Source organism: Lactimicrobium sp., assembly GCF_036453465.1.
In the GTDB taxonomy this organism is placed as follows: domain Bacteria; phylum Bacillota_I; class Bacilli_A; order Erysipelotrichales; family Erysipelotrichaceae; genus Bulleidia.
Genome location: NZ_JAZHUW010000012.1, coordinates 36,900 through 54,279, shown reverse-complemented (window position 1 = coordinate 54,279; position 17,380 = coordinate 36,900). Strand labels below are relative to the sequence as shown.

Genomic DNA, 17,380 nt, shown 5'->3' with positions numbered 1-17,380 from the left:
ATAACACAAGCCCGGCAAAGACCGGGCTGTTTTATGGTCGGAATGAAAGTGACATGAAAATGGGCAGTTTCCGGACAATTGGAGAGAGCAGAAACTGGTCAGTCCATCAGAGCATTAACATTCAAAATATTGATTGCAGGAAACCAATATGTTCCTTAAGAGATCGGATTTTTCTTGTCTGATCTTTTTTGTGGTGAATTTCAATTTGGCTGGTTCAAGCCACACTGAAACATTCACTTCTAAGATGAGGTGCTATGCCTGCAGAATGCATCAAAATGAATTTAATCGTGTATAATATTTTTGTTATTTCAATTCGGAGGAAAGTAAATATGGCACTTAATCTGGAAGATTATATTGCATCAATCCGTGATTTCCCGACCAAGGGAATCCTGTTTCGTGATGTAACACCGCTTGTTCAGGATGGACAGGCATTCCATGAGGCAATTGACCGTCTGGCTGACTTTGCCCGTTCCGTTCATACGGATGTGGTGGTAGGACCGGAGAGCAGAGGCTTCATCTTCGGTGCACCGGTTGCCTATGCACTTGGCATTGGCTTTGTACCGGTACGCAAGCCGGGCAAGCTGCCCCGTGAGACAGTCTCTGTCAAGTATGATCTTGAATATGGATCCAATGAGCTGTTCATGCACAAGGATTCTATCAAGAAGGGTCAGAGAGTTCTGATTGTGGATGATCTGCTGGCTACCGGAGGTACCGCCGTGGCAACGGCCCGCATGATTGAGCAGCTTGGCGGCGTTGTTGCCGGAGTTGCCTTTGTCATCAATCTGACTGGCATCAAACAGGACGAAGCTCTGAAACAGTACGATGTCTTCAAACTGATGGATCTCAGCGATCAATAATCATACGAATCGAAGAGCTTCTCTTCGATTTTTTGCAAAAAGGAGGTGGACGATATGGCTGAACATCAGAATGTTGGTGTTGAGGATGTCATGAACAATGCAAAGACCTATATTACCAATCCGCAGGATCTTGCATTAATTGCGCATGCAGCGAACTATGCCACGGAACATCATGCCGGGCAGTTCCGCAAATCCGGGGAGCCGTACATTGTCCATCTGATCAACGTTGCCTATATCCTGACGACACTGCATACCGGCCCCAAGACCATCGCTGCAGGTTTTCTGCATGATACGATTGAGGATACCGGTGTTACCAAGGAAGAATTAGCTGCTGAGTTTGATGAGGAAATTGCTGATCTTGTTGAAGCTGTCACCAAAGTCGGCACCCTGAAATACAAGGGCAAGGATGATCCGGAATACCAGGCCAGCAATCACCGCAAGATCTTTATTGCCATGGCCAAGGATGTGCGCGTGATCCTGATCAAACTGGCCGACCGACTTCATAATATGCGCACCCTGCAGTATCAGCCTGAGGCTGCCCAGAAGCGCATTGCCGCAGAGACCCTGGATGTCTATGCGCCGATTGCTCACCGCTTAGGTATCAGTGCCATCAAGAATGAACTGGAAGATCTTTCCTTCTATTACCTGAACCGGGAAGAGTATTACCGTATTGCCAAACTTGTCGAAGACAAGAAAGCAGAACGTGATAAGGCCGTCAATCACATGATCGAGGAAATCTCGGCTATGCTGAAAGAGAAGAATCTGGAATTCCGCATCTTCGGCCGCTCCAAGCATCTGTACTCGATCTATAACAAGATGATCAAGAAGCACAAGCGCTTCGATGAGATTTTAGATCTGCTGGCCATCCGCATCGTGACCAAGACCGAGCTGAACTGCTATGAAATCCTTGGCTATATCCATGCCAAATACAAGCCGATCCCGGGCCGTCTGAAAGATTATATTGCTGTTCCAAAGACCAACATGTATCAGTCTCTGCATACGACCATCATTGGTGATGATGGCAAGATTTTCGAAGTGCAGATCCGCACGGAAGAGATGGATGAGGTGGCTGAACGTGGTATTGCTGCCCACTGGCGCTACAAGGAAGGCACCAAGTACGATGCCAAGAAGGAACAGAAGGAAATCGAGGAAAAGCTTTCCTGGTTCAAGAACTTTGCGACCTATTCTGAAGAAGAAAGCGGCAATGAGAATGCATCGGAATACATGGCAACCCTCCAGCATGATGTCTTTGAGGCTAATGTCTATGTCATGACGCCAAAGGGCAGGGTCATTGACCTGCCAAACGGGGCAACGCCGATTGACTTTGCCTACCGCATTCATACCGATGTCGGCCATACGGCCGTCGGTGCTATTGTCAATGATGTCATGGTGCCTCTGAATACACCATTGCATACCGGCGATGTCGTGCAGATCAAGACACTCAAGAGTACCGGTCCGAGTGAGGACTGGCTGAAGTTTGTCAAAACCAATCAGGCCAAAAATAAGATCCGTGCCTATCTGACCCGCAAAGAGACAGAACGCAAGCAGGAAAAGGTGCCGGATGGTGAAAAGGCACTTGCGGAAGAACTGCGCAAACGCGGCTTTGATACCAAAGAATACATGGACCGCAAGAAGATTGAAGCCATCGCCAAGAGTTTCAATGTCTCCAACTATGTTGATCTCATGTATGGCATTGGTGTGCATTCCATCAATGTGACGGATGTCTGCCAGAAGCTGACCAACCAGAAACGGCCGATGATGACAGATGAGGCCATCACCCACATGATGAACCGGGAGCCGGCCAAAGAAAAGACTACCAGCCGCAGCGGTGTCTTGATACCAGGCATTGAGTCGATGAAGATGTCATTAGCAGGGTGCTGCCAGCCGGTGTATGGCGATCCGATTGTCGGCTACATTACCAAAGGCGCCGGTGTCAAAGTGCACCGGGCGGACTGTCCCAATGTTGCCAATCTGAAAGAACGCAAGATTGATGTTCAGTGGGCCGCAAAGGATCCGGAGCGCACCTACATCTCGGATCTGTTGATTCAGGCCTATGACCGTTCCTTCTTACTGACCGATATTGTCACTGCTGTGTCATCCTGCAAGACACCGATGAATTCCATCAATGCAGTCGTCAACCGTGAAACCCTGATCTCCACCGTCAAACTGCAGATCCAGGTGCATGATCTTGATCAGCTGAATCTTGTCATTGCCAACCTGCGCAAAGTGGAATCGGTGATTTCCGTGGAAAGACATACACACTGAAGTGTTTTCTGCTATAATGGCCCCGTAAATTCGCTGAAAGAGAAAGATTCTGTACATGCAGCAGAATAGAGAAGGCGGTATGGTGAAAAAGCCTCTGTATGGGTACAGAAAAGACACTCTGGAGAATTTCTTCTGAATCTAGTAGGAAGAAACGTATGCCGCGTTAAGGCAAAAGCGCAGGACAGATGCTGTCCTGAACTGAGGTGGTACCGCGCATCAAGCGTCCTTGGAAAGGGCGCTTTTTATTTATCAGGAGGAAAGAGATGAAATATCAGACACCCCGCGGCACGTATGACATCCTGCCGGATGAGATTTACAAATGGCATGATGTGGAACGTGTGATTCGTGAAAAGACAGAATTGTACAGATACCGGGAAATCCGTACGCCGTACTTTGAGAACACATCGGTATTCTCAAGGGAAAATGACAGCTCGGACATGGTCAACAAGGAGATGTATACATTCTCCGTCGGCGGTGATTCCTACACACTGCGGCCGGAGGGCACAGCCGGTGTCATCCGTGCCTTTGACCAGCACAAGCTGTATGGCTCCATGGAGCTGCCGGCCAAGTTTTACTACATGGGAGCTATGTTCCGGCATGAACGTCCTCAGAAGAACAGACAGCGTCAGTTCAATCAGTTTGGCGTGGAAAACATCGGTGTCAAGTCACCTGAGATTGATGCCGAGACGATTGCCCTTGGCTATGACATTGTCAAAGCCATGGATATTCATGATGTCAAAGTATGCATCAATACGCTTGGCGATGATGAAAGCCGGGCAGCTTACCGCGCCGCACTGAAGGAGTACTTCACACCGCATCTGGATGAGCTTTGCTCTGACTGCCACCGCCGTCTGGAACAGAATCCGCTTCGCATTCTGGACTGCAAGGTAGACCATGATGCTCCATTCATGAAGGATGCACCAAAGCTGTCTGATTATCTCAATGAAGAAAGCAAGGCATACTTCCAGCGCGTGTTGAAGGCACTGGACTGCCTTGGCATTCCGTATGAGATTGATGAGCGCCTTGTCAGAGGCCTTGACTACTATACACATACCGTCTTTGAAGTTGTCTCAACAAGACCGGATTCCGGCTCGCAGGCAACGATCTTCGGCGGCGGCCGTTATGACCACTTTGTTGAGTATTATGGCGGCCCGCAGATGAGCGGCATCGGCTTTGCAATCGGTCTGGAACGCCTGATCTCTTTTGCTGAGGAAGAAGGTCATGACTTTGGCAAAGAGCGCAGCTGTGATGTATATGTCATTGGCCTTGGTGATGTGCAGGATCAGGTTCTGCAGGTACTGTCTGATCTGCGCAAGGGCGGTTTTACAGCTGATGGCAGCCTGTATGGACGCAGCCTGAAGGCACAGTTCAAGAGTGCGGACCGTGCCGGTGCAAAGTATGTTGTCATCCTTGGTGAGGATGAAGTACGCCAGGGTACAGTGAATCTGAAACGCAGCGGTGATAAGGAACAGACATCCCTGAAGAGGGAAGATCTTGTCAATACACTGCGAGTGATGGAAGGAAGCGAAACGAAATGAAGAGAACGTGTGGATGCGGAACGCTGCGGGCTGAGAATGCCGGCAGTGAAGTAACCCTGATCGGCTGGGTCAACAAGCGCCGCAACTTTGGTTCACTGGTCTTTATTGACCTGCGTGACCGCAGCGGTCTGGCCCAGATTGTCTTTGATGAGAAGATCAGTGAAAAGATCAAGGATGTGCGTAATGAGTACATTCTGCAGGTGACAGGTAAAGTACAGATGCGCCAGGAAGCCAATCCGAAGATGGCAACCGGCGATGTGGAAGTCGCTGCCACTGATGTCAATATCGTCAACAGTGCGGAAACACTGCCGATTGATATCAGTGATGATACCCGTACCAATGAGGATACCCGCCTGAAGTACCGCTATCTGGATCTGCGCCGTCCCCTTCTGCAGAAGAATCTGATGCTCAGACATAAGATCTGCATGATTGCCCGCAACTATCTGGATGAAAACGGCTTTGTGGAAGTGGAAACACCGATCCTGGCCCGTTCCACACCGGAGGGTGCCCGTGACTATCTGGTGCCTTCCAGAATCTATAAGGGAAACTTCTGGGCTCTGCCGCAGTCTCCGCAGATTTTCAAGCAGCTGCTGATGATTGCCGGCATGGAGAAGTATTTCCAGATTGCCAGATGTTTCCGTGATGAGGACCTGCGTGCTGACCGCCAGCCGGAATTCACCCAGATTGATATCGAGATGTCCTTCGGCGATGAAGAAACCATCTTTAAAACAGTTGAGGAACTGATGCAGAGAATCTTCAAGGGTATCAAGAATATTGACCTGGAAGATCATTTCATCCGTATCCCATGGCAGGAATGCATGAAACGCTTTGGCTCTGATAAGCCGGACCTGCGCTTTGGCAACGAGATTGTCTGCCTCAATGACATCTTTGCCAATACATCCTTCGGCGTGTTTGCCAATGTTCTGAAGGATGGCGGCGAGATTGATGGCATTAAGTTTGAAAATGCCGCTGATAAGTACAGCCGCAAGCATCTGGACCAGCTGCAGGAATTTGTCCGCCATGGCTTTAATGCCAAAGCACTTGCCTATCTCAAGATGGGAAAGGATGGCCTGAGCGGATCGATTGTCAAGCCGCTGTCTGATGCAGAAAAGCAGGCTTTGATCGATAAGTTTGCCCTGAAGGAAGGCGATCTTGTGCTGGTTGTAGCAGACAAACCTTTGACCGCTGAGACATCCTTAGGCGCTCTGCGTGTGCGTCTTGCCCATGAGCTTGGCCTGATTCCAAAGGAGCCTGTATACCGCTTCCTGTGGGTGACAGATTTCCCGATGTTTGAATACAGTGAGGAAGAACACCGCTGGGTCGCGGCCCATCATCCGTTCACGGCACCAAAGGAAGAGGATGTCGATAAACTGTTCTCTGATCCGGCTCATGTGTCCAGCCGTGCCTATGACCTTGTGCTCAACGGCTATGAGCTGCTGTCCGGTTCCATCCGTATTCATGACCAGGATCTGCAGGAGAAAGTGTTTGAAGCAATCGGTTTGAGCATGGAGGAGGCAAGAAAGAAGTTCGGCTTCTTCCTGGATGCCTTCAAGTACGGCACCCCGCCCCATGGAGGCGTTGGCATCGGCCTGGAGAGACTGACCATGGTACTGGCTGGCACAGACAACATCCGTGATGTTGTTGCCTTCCCGACCACAAACAGTTCCATGGATCTGATGAGTGAATCGCCGAACCAGGTAGATCCAGCCCAGCTGGAAGTACTTGGCATTGAGATTTCGGACAAGGCCAAATAATCGGAGTGTCAAGACTGCATTTGCAAAAAGACACTGCTATAATGAAATCGGCTGGAGGAATTCGTATTTTTCCTACATTTTGATATCAGGGAGTTCTGACTGGAGAGTTCTGTGTTGAATACCCGATACGCTCGGGGATCCTGATGGATGACCAAGGACACCCACCTCTACATAAGAGGGAACATATCACCCCTTCAGCCCAATATGAAAATCTGCTGTCCCACAGGGGACAGCTTTTTGTATACTGGAATTATGGAAAAAACAATTGGGGAACAATTCCGCTGCTACCTGCTGAAGCAGGAAGATTCATCGTATACCATCCGGGAAGGCAGTGATGAAGAGGGCAGTCATATTTTCTTTGAAACGCAGGAAGCCAGTGCTTCTGTGACCATGCATACCATCAACGGCACAGAAATCTGTGAGCTGCGCATTGTCAGTACAAAGACCGGCCGCACACCGTTTTATCTGCACTTCGAACTGAACGATCTGTCCCATGCCATTGATCTGTTCCATGAGATGATTGCTTCATTGAAGAAGCTGTCTGAAACAAGGACAGTTCACGTGCTGTTATGCTGTACAAGCGGCATTACGACATCGTATTTCACAGCCAGACTGAAAGATGCTGCCAGGATGATGGAGCTGCCATATGCCTTTGATGCAGTATCCTATGACCGTCTGTTTCAAAAGGGGGCAGGAGCAGATGTGATTCTGCTGGCACCGCAGATTTCCTGGCGGTTAAAACAGGTACAGGAAGCCTTTGGCGACAAGCCGGTGGCAGCTATACCGGTATCTGTTTTTGCAGCATATGACGTCAATGGTATGTTCCGGCTGATAGAAGCTTCCCTGCCTGCTGCCCATCCGGATCCGGGTGCACTGCAGGGGGATGAGGAATGGCATGGCCTGCATCATGCACTGTGCGTCTGTGTGCTGATTGAATCCCATGCCGTGCGGATTGCCTGGCGGCTGTATGAAAACGGCAGACTGGCTGATTTCGGTCAGACCCGCAAGGATCTTTACCGGCTGCGGGATCTTGAGGATATGTTGGATTTTGCTACGGCAAGACATCCGGATATTGCCCGTGTGATGGTTGTCACACCAGGCATTATTGACCAGGGACATCTGACCTTCCGGCAGCCTGGTATCTACAATGAAGAAGTCAGCTGCCGGTTTTCCTCCAGGTACCAGTGTGAAGTATTGTTTCTCAATGATGCCAATGCCATGGCGCTTGGGTATCATTACCGCCATCCATCCCTGCATGATTTCTGTTTCTATTTCCAGCCGATGGCAGGAAGATCAGCAGGTGTCGGCATCATTGTCCATGATCATCTGATGACAGGCATACACAATATTGCCGGTGAAATGCAGTTTGTGATCAGAACAACCCACTGCGGCAGCCAGATGGAGAGTCTTGCCAGAACGGTGAGCGGCAATCTGGAAATTGCCTCGGAAATGCTGGTGAATGTCATTGCCTGCGTGGATCCGGAGGCAGTGGTGATTGCGGCTGGCATGATCACGGATCTTGCGGCTTTGAAACAGCAGCTGTCCACCTATATTCCGGCGCAGTATCTGCCCAGATTGATCAAGGCAGACGGCAGTCTGAACTATATGTTTGACGGCGGCCTTCTGTATCTGAGGTGCCGCTGAGACAGCTTGCAAAGAAGCCCAGCAGCAGGTAAAATGAGCAGGTATATTGATTGCAAAGTAAGGTGGTGTCAAATATGTCAGTATTCTGGTCAAGTTTGTTGTGGTTTCTGGCCGGCGGTCTTGTCGGTGCAGCGATTTCTTTCTACTTCACAAAGAGATCGTTTGAGAAACAGCTGCGCGACAATCCTCCGATCAATGAAAAGATGATCCGGGCAATGTACATGCAGATGGGAAGAAAGCCAACCGAGGCGCAGATCAAGCAGGTGATGCGGGCAATGAATTCAGCGGCTGGTCCTTCCGGAAAATCCAAGTCAAAGAAATGAGCAGCAGGAATGCTGCTTTTTTGCTGGCTTTACACTTGCTGGCAAAATAATACCAGAAACAGGGGAACGCGATGGTGAAAGGCAGTCTTCTGCGGTTATTCAATGGTATAAAAGTATATGAAAACTGAATGCATTTTCATGTAAGCGGACAAGCGCTTTCATTTCTTCTCTGAACTTGTATTTTTTGCAAAAATATTACCAAATATCAATTTTTGGAAAGTGGAAATGCAAAAAGGCAAGGAGTATAATGACTAAGAGTTTAGGAGGATATATGAGTACAGAAAACAAAAAGGTTTTCGAAGCTATGGATGGCAATACTGCTACCGCTTACAGCGCTTATGCGTTTACAGAAGTAGCTGGTATCTATCCGATCACACCATCATCTCCGATGGCGGAACACATTGACGACTGGGCTACAGCCGGCAAGAAGAACATTTTCGGAGACAAGGTAAAGGTTGTTGAAATGCAGGCTGAGGGCGGCGCCGCTGGTGCTGTTCATGGTGCTCTGCAGGCTGGTGCTCTGGCCGCAACATTTACTGCTTCGCAGGGTCTGCTGCTGATGATCCCGAACCTGTACAAGTGGAAGGGTGAAATGCTGCCGGCAGTCATTCATGTTGCTGCAAGATCTCTGGCTACACATACTCTGTCTATCTTCGGTGATCATCAGGATGTTTATGCCTGCCGTCAGACAGGTGTCGTCATGATGTGCTCTCATTCCGTTCAGGACTGCATGGATCTGGCTGGCGTTGCCCACCTGATCGCTATTGACGGTTCTGTTCCGGTTATGCACTTCTTCGATGGTTTCCGTACTTCTCATGAAATCGACAAGATCGAGGTCATGGACTATGACTTCCTGAAGAGTCTGCTGCCGAAGGACAAGCTGGAAGCATTCCGCGCTCATGCCCTGAATCCGCATGGAAATGCAGTAACAAGAGGCGGCTCTCAGAACGATGATATTTACTTCCAGGCTGCTGAGGCTCAGAACCTGCATTATGATGCTGTGGCTGACATCGCTGCCAAGTACTTCAAGGCTGTCAGTGAGCATACAGGCCGCAACTATGCACCGTTCACATATGTCGGTGCTCCGGATGCTGAGAGAGTCATCGTTGCTATGGGTTCTGTGACAGATACAATCACAGAGACAATCAATACGCTGGTCAAGAGAGGCGAGAAGGTCGGCCTGATCAAGGTTTATCTGTATCGTCCGTTCTCCCAGAAGTATCTGGAAGCTGTTCTGCCGAAGACAGTTAAGAAGATTGCTGTTCTTGACAGAGCCAAGGAAGTCGGCACACGTGAGCCGCTGTTCCTGGATGTTGAGTATGCACTGCGCAACCACAAGGACATCAAGCTCATCGGCGGCCGTTATGGTCTGTCCTCCAAGGATACCAACCCGTCTGATATCAATGCTGTTTATGAGGAACTCAAGAAGGATGATCCGAAGGAAGAGTTCACCATTGGTATTGTCGATGATGTAACACATCTGTCTCTGGATCCGGTTGACATCCATGTGGATGCTGATTATACATCCTGCCTGTTCTATGGTCTTGGTTCTGATGGTACTGTCGGTGCTAACAAGTCTACCGTTAAGATCATCGGCAACAACACAGATCTGTATTCTCAGGCATACTTCGCATACGACTCCAAGAAGTCCGGCGGTGTTACAAGATCTCATCTGCGTTTTGGCAAGAGCCCGATTCATTCTCCTTACTACATTGATAAGGCAGACTTCATCTCCTGCTCTCTGGAGTCCTATGCATTCAAGTTCGATATGGTCCGTGATCTGAAGGATGGCGGCACATTCCTGCTGAATACAACAATGGATGCCAGCGAGGTTGAAGACAGACTGCCTAACAGAATGCTGAAGGGTCTGGCTGATCATCATGCCAAGTTCTACATCATCAATGCTAACAAGCTGGCTATGGAGACTCATATGGGCCGTCATACCAACACAATCCTGCAGTCTGCATTCTTCAAGCTCAATGAACAGATCATGCCGTTCAGCAAGTCTCTTGAGCTGATGAAGGATTCTGCCCGCAAGACATATGCTAAGAAGGGTCAGGATGTTGTTAACAACAACTGTGACGCTATCGATAAGGGTGCTTCCGGACTGGTTGAGGTCAAGGTTAAGCCTGAGTGGAGCAACCTGCCTGTCAAGAAGCAGCTGTTTGAGCTGACTGGCGATGAGCATTTCGATACAAATGTTCAGGTTATCAACTCTCTGGGCGGCTATGATATGCCGGTATCTGAGTTCACAAAGCCGGATGTCATCGATGGTTCCATCCCTGAGAATGTTGCCTTCCGTGAGAAGAGAAACATTGCTGCTATGGTTCCGGTATGGGATGCTCAGAAGTGCATTGAGTGCGGCCAGTGTGCATTCTCCTGCCCGCATGCAACAATCCGTCCGTTCCTGCTGAACAAGGATGAGGCTGCCAAGGCTGCTGAAATCTCTGAGAAGTGCGGCTTCAAGTTTGATACAAAGGAGCCGAGTGCTGCTTACAAGAACGCTAAGGCTGACGGCCTGGTATACAGAATCGAAGTTTCTCCGATGAACTGCGTAGGCTGCGGCGTATGTATCAATGTCTGCCCGACCAAGGCTCTGTCTGCTGTTGACATTGTCAAGGCTGAGGGTGAAGAGCCTGTTTCCGACTATCTGTACAAGGAGACAGAGTACAAGCCTCAGTATGGCAACCCGAACACTGTAACAGGTGTTTCCCTGATGATGCCTTACTTCGAGGTTTCCGGTTCCTGCCCGGGCTGCGGCGAGGCTCCGTACTACAGACTCGCTTCCCAGCTGTTTGGTAAGGATATGCTGGTTGCCAATGCAACAGGTTGCTCTATGATTTACTGCTCCGCTACACCTTCCACACCGTTCGTTGTTGATAACGATGGCAATGGTGTTGCATGGGCTAACTCCCTGTTCGAGGATAACGCTGAGTATGGCTTCGGTATGGCTGTTGCACAGTCCTACAGATCTGCCAAGATCCTGAAGATCATGGAAGACAACCTGGATAAGGTTGAGCCGGCTCTGAAGGCTGACTTCGATGCTTACATGGCTGCAGGTGATGACCGTGACAAGCAGAGAGCTGTTGTTGATTCTCTGGTGAAGAACGTTGAAGCTTCTGCTAACCAGGATGTCAAGGCTCTGCTTGAGATGAAGAGAGATCTTGTTTCCAAGTCTGTCTGGATCGTCGGCGGCGATGGCTGGGCATACGATATTGGTTACGGTGGACTTGATCATGTCATGGCCAACGATCTGAACGTCAATGTCCTCGTTCTGGATACTGAGGTTTACTCCAACACTGGTGGACAGTCCTCCAAGTCTTCTCAGGCTGCATCTATTGCGAAGTTCGCAGCAGGCGGCAAGAAGATGGCTAAGAAGGATCTGGGCCAGATCATCATGGAATATGGTCACGTCTATGTTGCATCTGTTGCAATGGGCGCTAACCAGGCACAGTGCATCAAGGCTTTCAAGGAAGCTGAATCCTATAATGGACCTTCTCTGATCATTGCCTACAGCCCGTGCATTGAGCAGGGTATCAAGGGCGGCCTTGGCCATATGCCTCAGGTTGAAAAGGATGCTGTAGATTGCGGCTATGTCGTTCTGTACCGCTATGATCCTAGACTTGAGAAGCCGCTGCAGCTTGACTCCAAGGAGCCGAACTGGGATAAGTTCCATGACTTCCTGATGAGTGAGGCTCGTTACTTCAACCTGCCGAAGCTGAGAGGCCAGGAAGCTGCTGAAGCTGCTTTTGCCAAGACAAAGCATGACGCTCAGGTTCGTTATGAGAAGCTGGTCAAGAAGGTTAACGATCAGAACTGATCATCAATCTTAAGCGTTTGTAAAAGACGATGGGTTTCCATCGTCTTTTTTTGCGTTATAGGCAGATGTATAATAAACATGGTGATTGCATGAAGATTTTACTGTATTTCGAGAATCAGGATATGATCAAGATCTCAGGCATGGGACGGGCTTTCGAGCATCAGAAGCTTGCTCTGACATCACAGCATATTGCTTATACAACAGATCCATGGGATACGGATTACGATATTCTGCATATCAATACCTATATGGCTAACAGTGATGCCATCATCCGCAGCGCAAGGGAAAACGGCAAGTGCGTCATTTACCATGCTCATTCGACAGAAGAAGATTTCAAGAACAGTTTTCTCTTCAGCAATCAGATTGCACCATATTATAAGACATGGCTTGTGAACCGCTATTGTCAGGCAGACGCGATCATCACACCAACGCCATATTCCCGTTCTCTGCTGCTGAAGTATGGAATGACGCTTCCCATTTATGCCGTATCCAATGGCATCGTACTGGAGCGCTATGCCTATGACTATGAAAAAGTGAAGGCATTCCGGAGGTACTTTTCGCTTTCCGATGATGCTAAGACCGTGATTGGCGTGGGTCTGCTGTTTCAGCGCAAGGGACTGCTGGATTTTATTGAAGTCGCAAGAATGCTGCCACAGTATCAGTTCATCTGGTTTGGCGATATCAACAAACTGATTATTCCGCGCGAGATTACAGAGGCAATGGAAAATGCACCGGAAAATGTCATCTTTCCGGGTTATGTCAAGGGTGCGATCATAGAAGGGGCCTATGCAAGCGCCAATTGTTTCTTCTTCCCATCTTATGAGGAGACAGAGGGGATTGTTGTACTGGAGGCACTGGCAGCCAGATGCCCGATGCTTGTCCGTGATATCGGGGCATATGATCCATGGCTGCAGAATGGTAAGAACTGCTGGATGGGGCATAACAATGCGGAATTTGCAGATCTGATCGTGAAGATTGTGGAACATCAGATTCCTGATCTGACCGATGCCGGTTATCAGACGGCAAAGGACCGCAGCATTGACCGCATTGGCGTTCAGCTGAAACAGGTGTATACCAACGTTCTGCAGGCAGCTGGCAAACCGGTACTCTGAAAGGTTAGCAGATAAGATATATGAAAACTAACTTGAAAAAGGTTCTCAAAAGTCCTGTTTTCAATTTTGCATTAATCATCGGCCTGACGGTCCTTGTTCTTTGGTTTTCTCTGAAAGACAACGGCCGTGAAATTATCAGCATGATCCGAGGCGCCAACAAGTGGCTGCTGGCTTTCATGTTTGTTCTGATGGTCATAGAGCGCTGGATTGACGGCTGGGGCCTTTCCCTTGAGGCAAGAGTCTTCAAGAAGGACTACAAGGTCAGCCAGGGCTTTGTGGATGCCTATACCGCATCGTTGTTCAATAACATTACGCCGAGTGCATCCGGCGGGCAGTTTGCTCAGATCTATATCTTCCGCAAGCAGGGACTGGATGTTTCCAGTGCCATCAGTGTGCTCTGGATGGATTTCATCAACTACCAGACAACGATGAGCGTATTTGTTCTGGCCCTGATTCTGCTGCGCTTTCCTTACTTCTATGGGCACTATTCACAGTTCTTCCTGATTGTTATCTTTGGCTTCATCGTCAACAGTGCCCTGATCTTTGTACTGTGGGCATCCGTGAAATTTCCGCGGTTTTACCACTGGCTGACAACAACCGGTTTCAATATCGGCATCCGTCTGCACCTGATCAAAGACCGTGACAAAGCCAAGCAGAAACTGGATGAGCAATTGGAACGGTTTGAAAAACAGATCGATATGATCAGCTGTGACAAGAAGATGATCTTCCTTGTCTCTCTGAGCAATCTGGTCCGTCTGCTCATGTATTACAGCATTGCCTTTATTGCGGCTAGAGCACTGCACTTTCAGCTCAGCTGGAAGCTGTACATCGATACGGTTGCCCTGAGCTCCTTTGTAGCCATGGTCAATGCCTTCATGCCGATGCCAGGCTCTGCCGGCGGCACCGAAGCCACCTTTGTCCTGATGTTTTCTACCATTTTCGGCACCGTCAAGGCAAAGACCATCATGATCCTCTGGCGAGTTGTCACGTATTACTTCCAGACCCTGGTGGGAGCTGGCGTATATCTTTGGGCAAGGATGCAGCCGGTGGTGATTCATGATAATATGCAGGAAATACCGGCACAGACAGAAACCAATGGTAAAATAGAGCAGAAATCCAAGGAGGAAGAGCGATGAGAATCGGTCTGTTTACAGATACCTATCCGCCCGAGATCAACGGTGTTGCCAACAGTACATTCATCCTGCGCACACAGCTTGAAAAGATGGGCCATGAAGTCTATGTCATCACAACCAATTCCTCTGGCAAAGTTGCATCACACTGGGAAGATGACGGCCATACACTGCGGCTGAAGGGAGCAGAACTCAAGTTCCTGTACGGCTATGTGGCAACGTCACCTTTTCATTTTCTTGCTCTGCAGGAAATCGGCAAACTGAAGCTGGATATCATTCATGACCAGACCGAATTCGGCGTTGGCATCTTCGCCCATATCTGCGCCATGCAGCTGGGCATCCCGCTGGTATCCACATACCATACAACCTATGAAGATTACACACACTATGTAAACTTCATTCATTCAAGAACGGTAGATTCTTATGCGAAAAAGGGTGTTGCCAAAGTATCACGCCTGTATGGCGATGCTTCGATCTCGGTTATTGCACCCTCAAAGAAAACAAAGGATATGCTCATCGGCTACCATATCCGCCGCGATATTGACGTTATTCCTACCGGCCTGGACCTGGATGAATTCCATCCATCTCTCAGTGATGCCAAAAAAACTGCTGAAATCCGGGCAAAGTATGGATTCCGTGATGATGATACCGTAATCGTATCGGTTGGCCGTATCGCCCAGGAAAAGTCGCTGGATGTTGTCATCCAGGGATTTGCCAATGCCATCAAAGCAGGCCTGCCTGTAAAGATGCTGATTGCGGGCGATGGACCTGACTTTGAACGCATGAAACAGATGGTAACAGATCTGCATCTTGAAAATGAAATCGTTCTGACTGGTGCTGTACCCAGGAAAGAGATTCCATCACTGTACCGTGCCTGTGATATCTTTGCGTCTGCTTCTTTGAGTGAGACACAGGGCATGACCTTTATTGAAGCACTCGCCTCCGGCCTGCCGCTGCTGGTGCGCTATGATGAGGTTCTGCAGGATCTTGTCAGCGATGGCGAAGACGGCTGGTACTATCAAGATCCGGATGACTTTGTCACCAAGCTGAAAGTATTCCTTTCTCTATCGAAAGAACAGAAAGCAGAGATGTCGGCATCCTCGTTGAAACATGTGGAGCCGTACAGTGCCCGCATCTTTGGTGAAAAGGTATTTGCCGTCTATGAGAAGGCCATTGCCATGTATCATGATGTCAGTACGATTGATGATGTGCAGGTGAAGGATTCCTTTGTACAGCTGTATCTGATCAATGGCCGCAAGGAAGAGCTGCGCCTGCAGGTGACGATGGATGACTATGCCAATCTTGGCCTGCGCAAAGGCGGTACCATTGCCAATACGACAGTAAAGCATCTGCAGGAGAAAGAAGCAGGTGTCAAGGCATACCAGGGCTGTGTGCGCCGCATTGCCATCAAGGACCGTACCCGCAAGGAAGTGTATGACTGGCTGACCCAGGAAACATCGTGTGATATCACGACAATTAACAAGATTGTGGATAAGCTGGAAAACCGCGGCTATATCGATGATGAAAGGTACTGCCGTGATGCAGTTCACAGCATGCGAGCTTCTTTGATGGGCACAGACCGCATTGTGCGCAGTCTGATGAAGAAGGGTCTGCCGGCTGCACTTGTTCATCAGGTCATTGAAGAAGAACCGGACACATCTATGGATGACTGCATCCTTGCGGCCCAGAAGATGGCCGGTACCATGAAACATGATTCAATCCGGAAGATGAAATATACATTGTCCGGCAAGCTGGTGCAGCGCGGCTTTACCCGTGAACAGGCAGAGAAGGCGATTGCATCGCTGGATCTGGGCCGTCAGGAAGAACGTGAGCTGGACAATCTCAAGCACTGTGCAGCCAAAGCAAAACGGCGCTATCAGGGCAAATATACCGGTACGATGCTGCGCAACCGGGTATTCCGCTATTGTGCTGCCCAGGGCTATGACGGCGATGATATTTATGCTGTCATGGATGGAATGGAGTGGGATCAGAATGACTAAGATAAAGGATTTTAAACCGCAGGAGCGCTATGCAATTCCCCTGCTGATCAAAGATGTTAAAAATGGAACAACAAACAAGGGTGCTGCCTATCTGACCATTACGGTGGCAGATAATACCGGCATGATTGATGGTAAGTTCTGGGATGTCAAACCGGAAGATACTGCCGGCATTCATGTCGGCCATGTGGAAGAGATCACTTTTGAAGTGCTGGATTACAAGAACAGCCTGCAGCTGCGTATCAATCACGTACAGGATCTTGACCAGTCCACCGTCGATCTGGAATCATTTGTGGCCGCAAGTTCCAGACCGCTTGCGGACAGACAGGCGGAGGTCAAGAAATTCGTCTACAGCATTCAAAATGAGAATCTGCGCAAACTTGTCGTTGGCGTTCTGCGGATGACAGCAGACAAATACTTTACATATCCGGCTGCCTCCAAAATCCATCACAACTTTCTCGGTGGTCTTTCCGAGCATTCACTGTCCATTGCCGAGATGTGCGATGAAGTATGTAAACACTATCCCCAGCTCAACCGGGATCTGCTGATTGCCGGTGCGTTGATCCATGATGTTGGCAAAACGATTGAAATGAGCGGCCCGATCACCACGGAATATACCCTGCAGGGACGCCTGGAAGGGCATATCTCCATTGCCAATGGCATTCTCAGTGAAGTGGCCGATTCTCTTGGCCTGGAAGGCAGTGAGGAAGCCACCTTGCTGCATCATATGATCCTGAGCCACCATGGCCATTATGAATATGGCTCACCGGTATTGCCAATGGTACAGGAGGCTGAAGTACTGTCCCTGATGGACAACCTGGATGCCCGTATGAATACACTGAAACAGGCATTGGATGCCACTGCACCAGGAAACTGGACAAGCAAGCTGTTTGCTTTGGATAACCGGCAGTTCTATAAGCCAACGCTGAAGAAGGAGTGA

At 49.2% G+C, this 17,380-nt stretch carries 11 protein-coding genes and 1 other annotated feature; all 11 genes read left to right on the top strand.

Annotated elements, in window-relative coordinates; translation table 11 throughout:
• The first annotated feature begins 329 nt into the window (after nt 1-329).
• Nucleotides 330-857, top strand: coding sequence for an adenine phosphoribosyltransferase (locus SOI44_RS04705; RefSeq protein ID WP_108774078.1), 528 nt, complete (start codon nt 330-332; stop codon nt 855-857).
• 54 nt (nt 858-911) lie between these two features.
• Complete coding sequence (locus tag SOI44_RS04700) at nt 912-3,122, top strand: RelA/SpoT family protein (RefSeq protein WP_331348069.1); 2,211 nt, start codon at nt 912-914, stop codon at nt 3,120-3,122.
• A gap of 24 nt (nt 3,123-3,146) precedes the next feature.
• Nucleotides 3,147-3,353: a binding site (T-box leader), on the top strand.
• Between the two features lie 32 nt (nt 3,354-3,385).
• Nucleotides 3,386-4,660, top strand: coding sequence for a histidine--tRNA ligase (hisS, locus tag SOI44_RS04695; protein WP_331348068.1), 1,275 nt, complete (start codon nt 3,386-3,388; stop codon nt 4,658-4,660).
• Nucleotides 4,657-6,414, top strand: a complete 1,758-nt coding sequence (gene aspS / locus SOI44_RS04690) for an aspartate--tRNA ligase (RefSeq protein ID WP_331348067.1) — start codon at nt 4,657-4,659, stop codon at nt 6,412-6,414. Before hisS ends, aspS begins: the two co-directional genes overlap by 4 nt.
• 252 nt (nt 6,415-6,666) lie before the next feature.
• The gene (locus tag SOI44_RS04685) at nt 6,667-8,058 is read left to right on the top strand and encodes an ROK family protein (protein ID WP_331348066.1); all 1,392 of its coding nucleotides are present in this window, start codon (nt 6,667-6,669) and stop codon (nt 8,056-8,058) included.
• 74 nt (nt 8,059-8,132) lie between these two features.
• Nucleotides 8,133-8,381 carry a YneF family protein gene (locus SOI44_RS04680; protein WP_331348065.1) on the top strand — a complete coding sequence of 83 codons (249 nt, stop codon included), beginning with the start codon at nt 8,133-8,135 and terminating at the stop codon, nt 8,379-8,381.
• Between the two features lie 271 nt (nt 8,382-8,652).
• Nucleotides 8,653-12,201 carry a pyruvate:ferredoxin (flavodoxin) oxidoreductase gene (gene nifJ, locus SOI44_RS04675; RefSeq protein ID WP_331348064.1) on the top strand — a complete coding sequence of 1,183 codons (3,549 nt, stop codon included), beginning with the start codon at nt 8,653-8,655 and terminating at the stop codon, nt 12,199-12,201.
• An 89-nt stretch (nt 12,202-12,290) separates the two neighbouring features.
• Complete coding sequence (locus SOI44_RS04670; protein WP_331348063.1) at nt 12,291-13,313, top strand: glycosyltransferase family 4 protein; 1,023 nt, start codon at nt 12,291-12,293, stop codon at nt 13,311-13,313.
• 20 nt (nt 13,314-13,333) lie between these two features.
• A complete protein-coding gene (locus SOI44_RS04665; RefSeq protein ID WP_331348062.1) occupies nt 13,334-14,449 on the top strand; it encodes a lysylphosphatidylglycerol synthase transmembrane domain-containing protein in 1,116 nt (371 codons plus the stop codon).
• The gene (locus tag SOI44_RS04660; protein ID WP_331348061.1) at nt 14,446-16,443 is read left to right on the top strand and encodes a glycosyltransferase; all 1,998 of its coding nucleotides are present in this window, start codon (nt 14,446-14,448) and stop codon (nt 16,441-16,443) included. The genes SOI44_RS04665 and SOI44_RS04660 overlap by 4 nt, the downstream gene beginning before the upstream one ends.
• A complete protein-coding gene (locus SOI44_RS04655) occupies nt 16,436-17,380 on the top strand; it encodes a 3'-5' exoribonuclease YhaM family protein (RefSeq protein WP_331348060.1) in 945 nt (314 codons plus the stop codon). Before SOI44_RS04660 ends, SOI44_RS04655 begins: the two co-directional genes overlap by 8 nt.

Coding starts and splice junctions, on each gene's coding strand:
- SOI44_RS04705 (WP_108774078.1), top strand. CDS start 330: ATGGCACTTAATCTGGAAGATTATATTGCATCAATCCGTGATTTCCCG.
- SOI44_RS04700 (WP_331348069.1), top strand. CDS start 912: ATGGCTGAACATCAGAATGTTGGTGTTGAGGATGTCATGAACAATGCA.
- hisS (WP_331348068.1), top strand. CDS start 3,386: ATGAAATATCAGACACCCCGCGGCACGTATGACATCCTGCCGGATGAG.
- aspS (WP_331348067.1), top strand. CDS start 4,657: ATGAAGAGAACGTGTGGATGCGGAACGCTGCGGGCTGAGAATGCCGGC.
- SOI44_RS04685 (WP_331348066.1), top strand. CDS start 6,667: ATGGAAAAAACAATTGGGGAACAATTCCGCTGCTACCTGCTGAAGCAG.
- SOI44_RS04680 (WP_331348065.1), top strand. CDS start 8,133: ATGTCAGTATTCTGGTCAAGTTTGTTGTGGTTTCTGGCCGGCGGTCTT.
- nifJ (WP_331348064.1), top strand. CDS start 8,653: ATGAGTACAGAAAACAAAAAGGTTTTCGAAGCTATGGATGGCAATACT.
- SOI44_RS04670 (WP_331348063.1), top strand. CDS start 12,291: ATGAAGATTTTACTGTATTTCGAGAATCAGGATATGATCAAGATCTCA.
- SOI44_RS04665 (WP_331348062.1), top strand. CDS start 13,334: ATGAAAACTAACTTGAAAAAGGTTCTCAAAAGTCCTGTTTTCAATTTT.
- SOI44_RS04660 (WP_331348061.1), top strand. CDS start 14,446: ATGAGAATCGGTCTGTTTACAGATACCTATCCGCCCGAGATCAACGGT.
- SOI44_RS04655 (WP_331348060.1), top strand. CDS start 16,436: ATGACTAAGATAAAGGATTTTAAACCGCAGGAGCGCTATGCAATTCCC.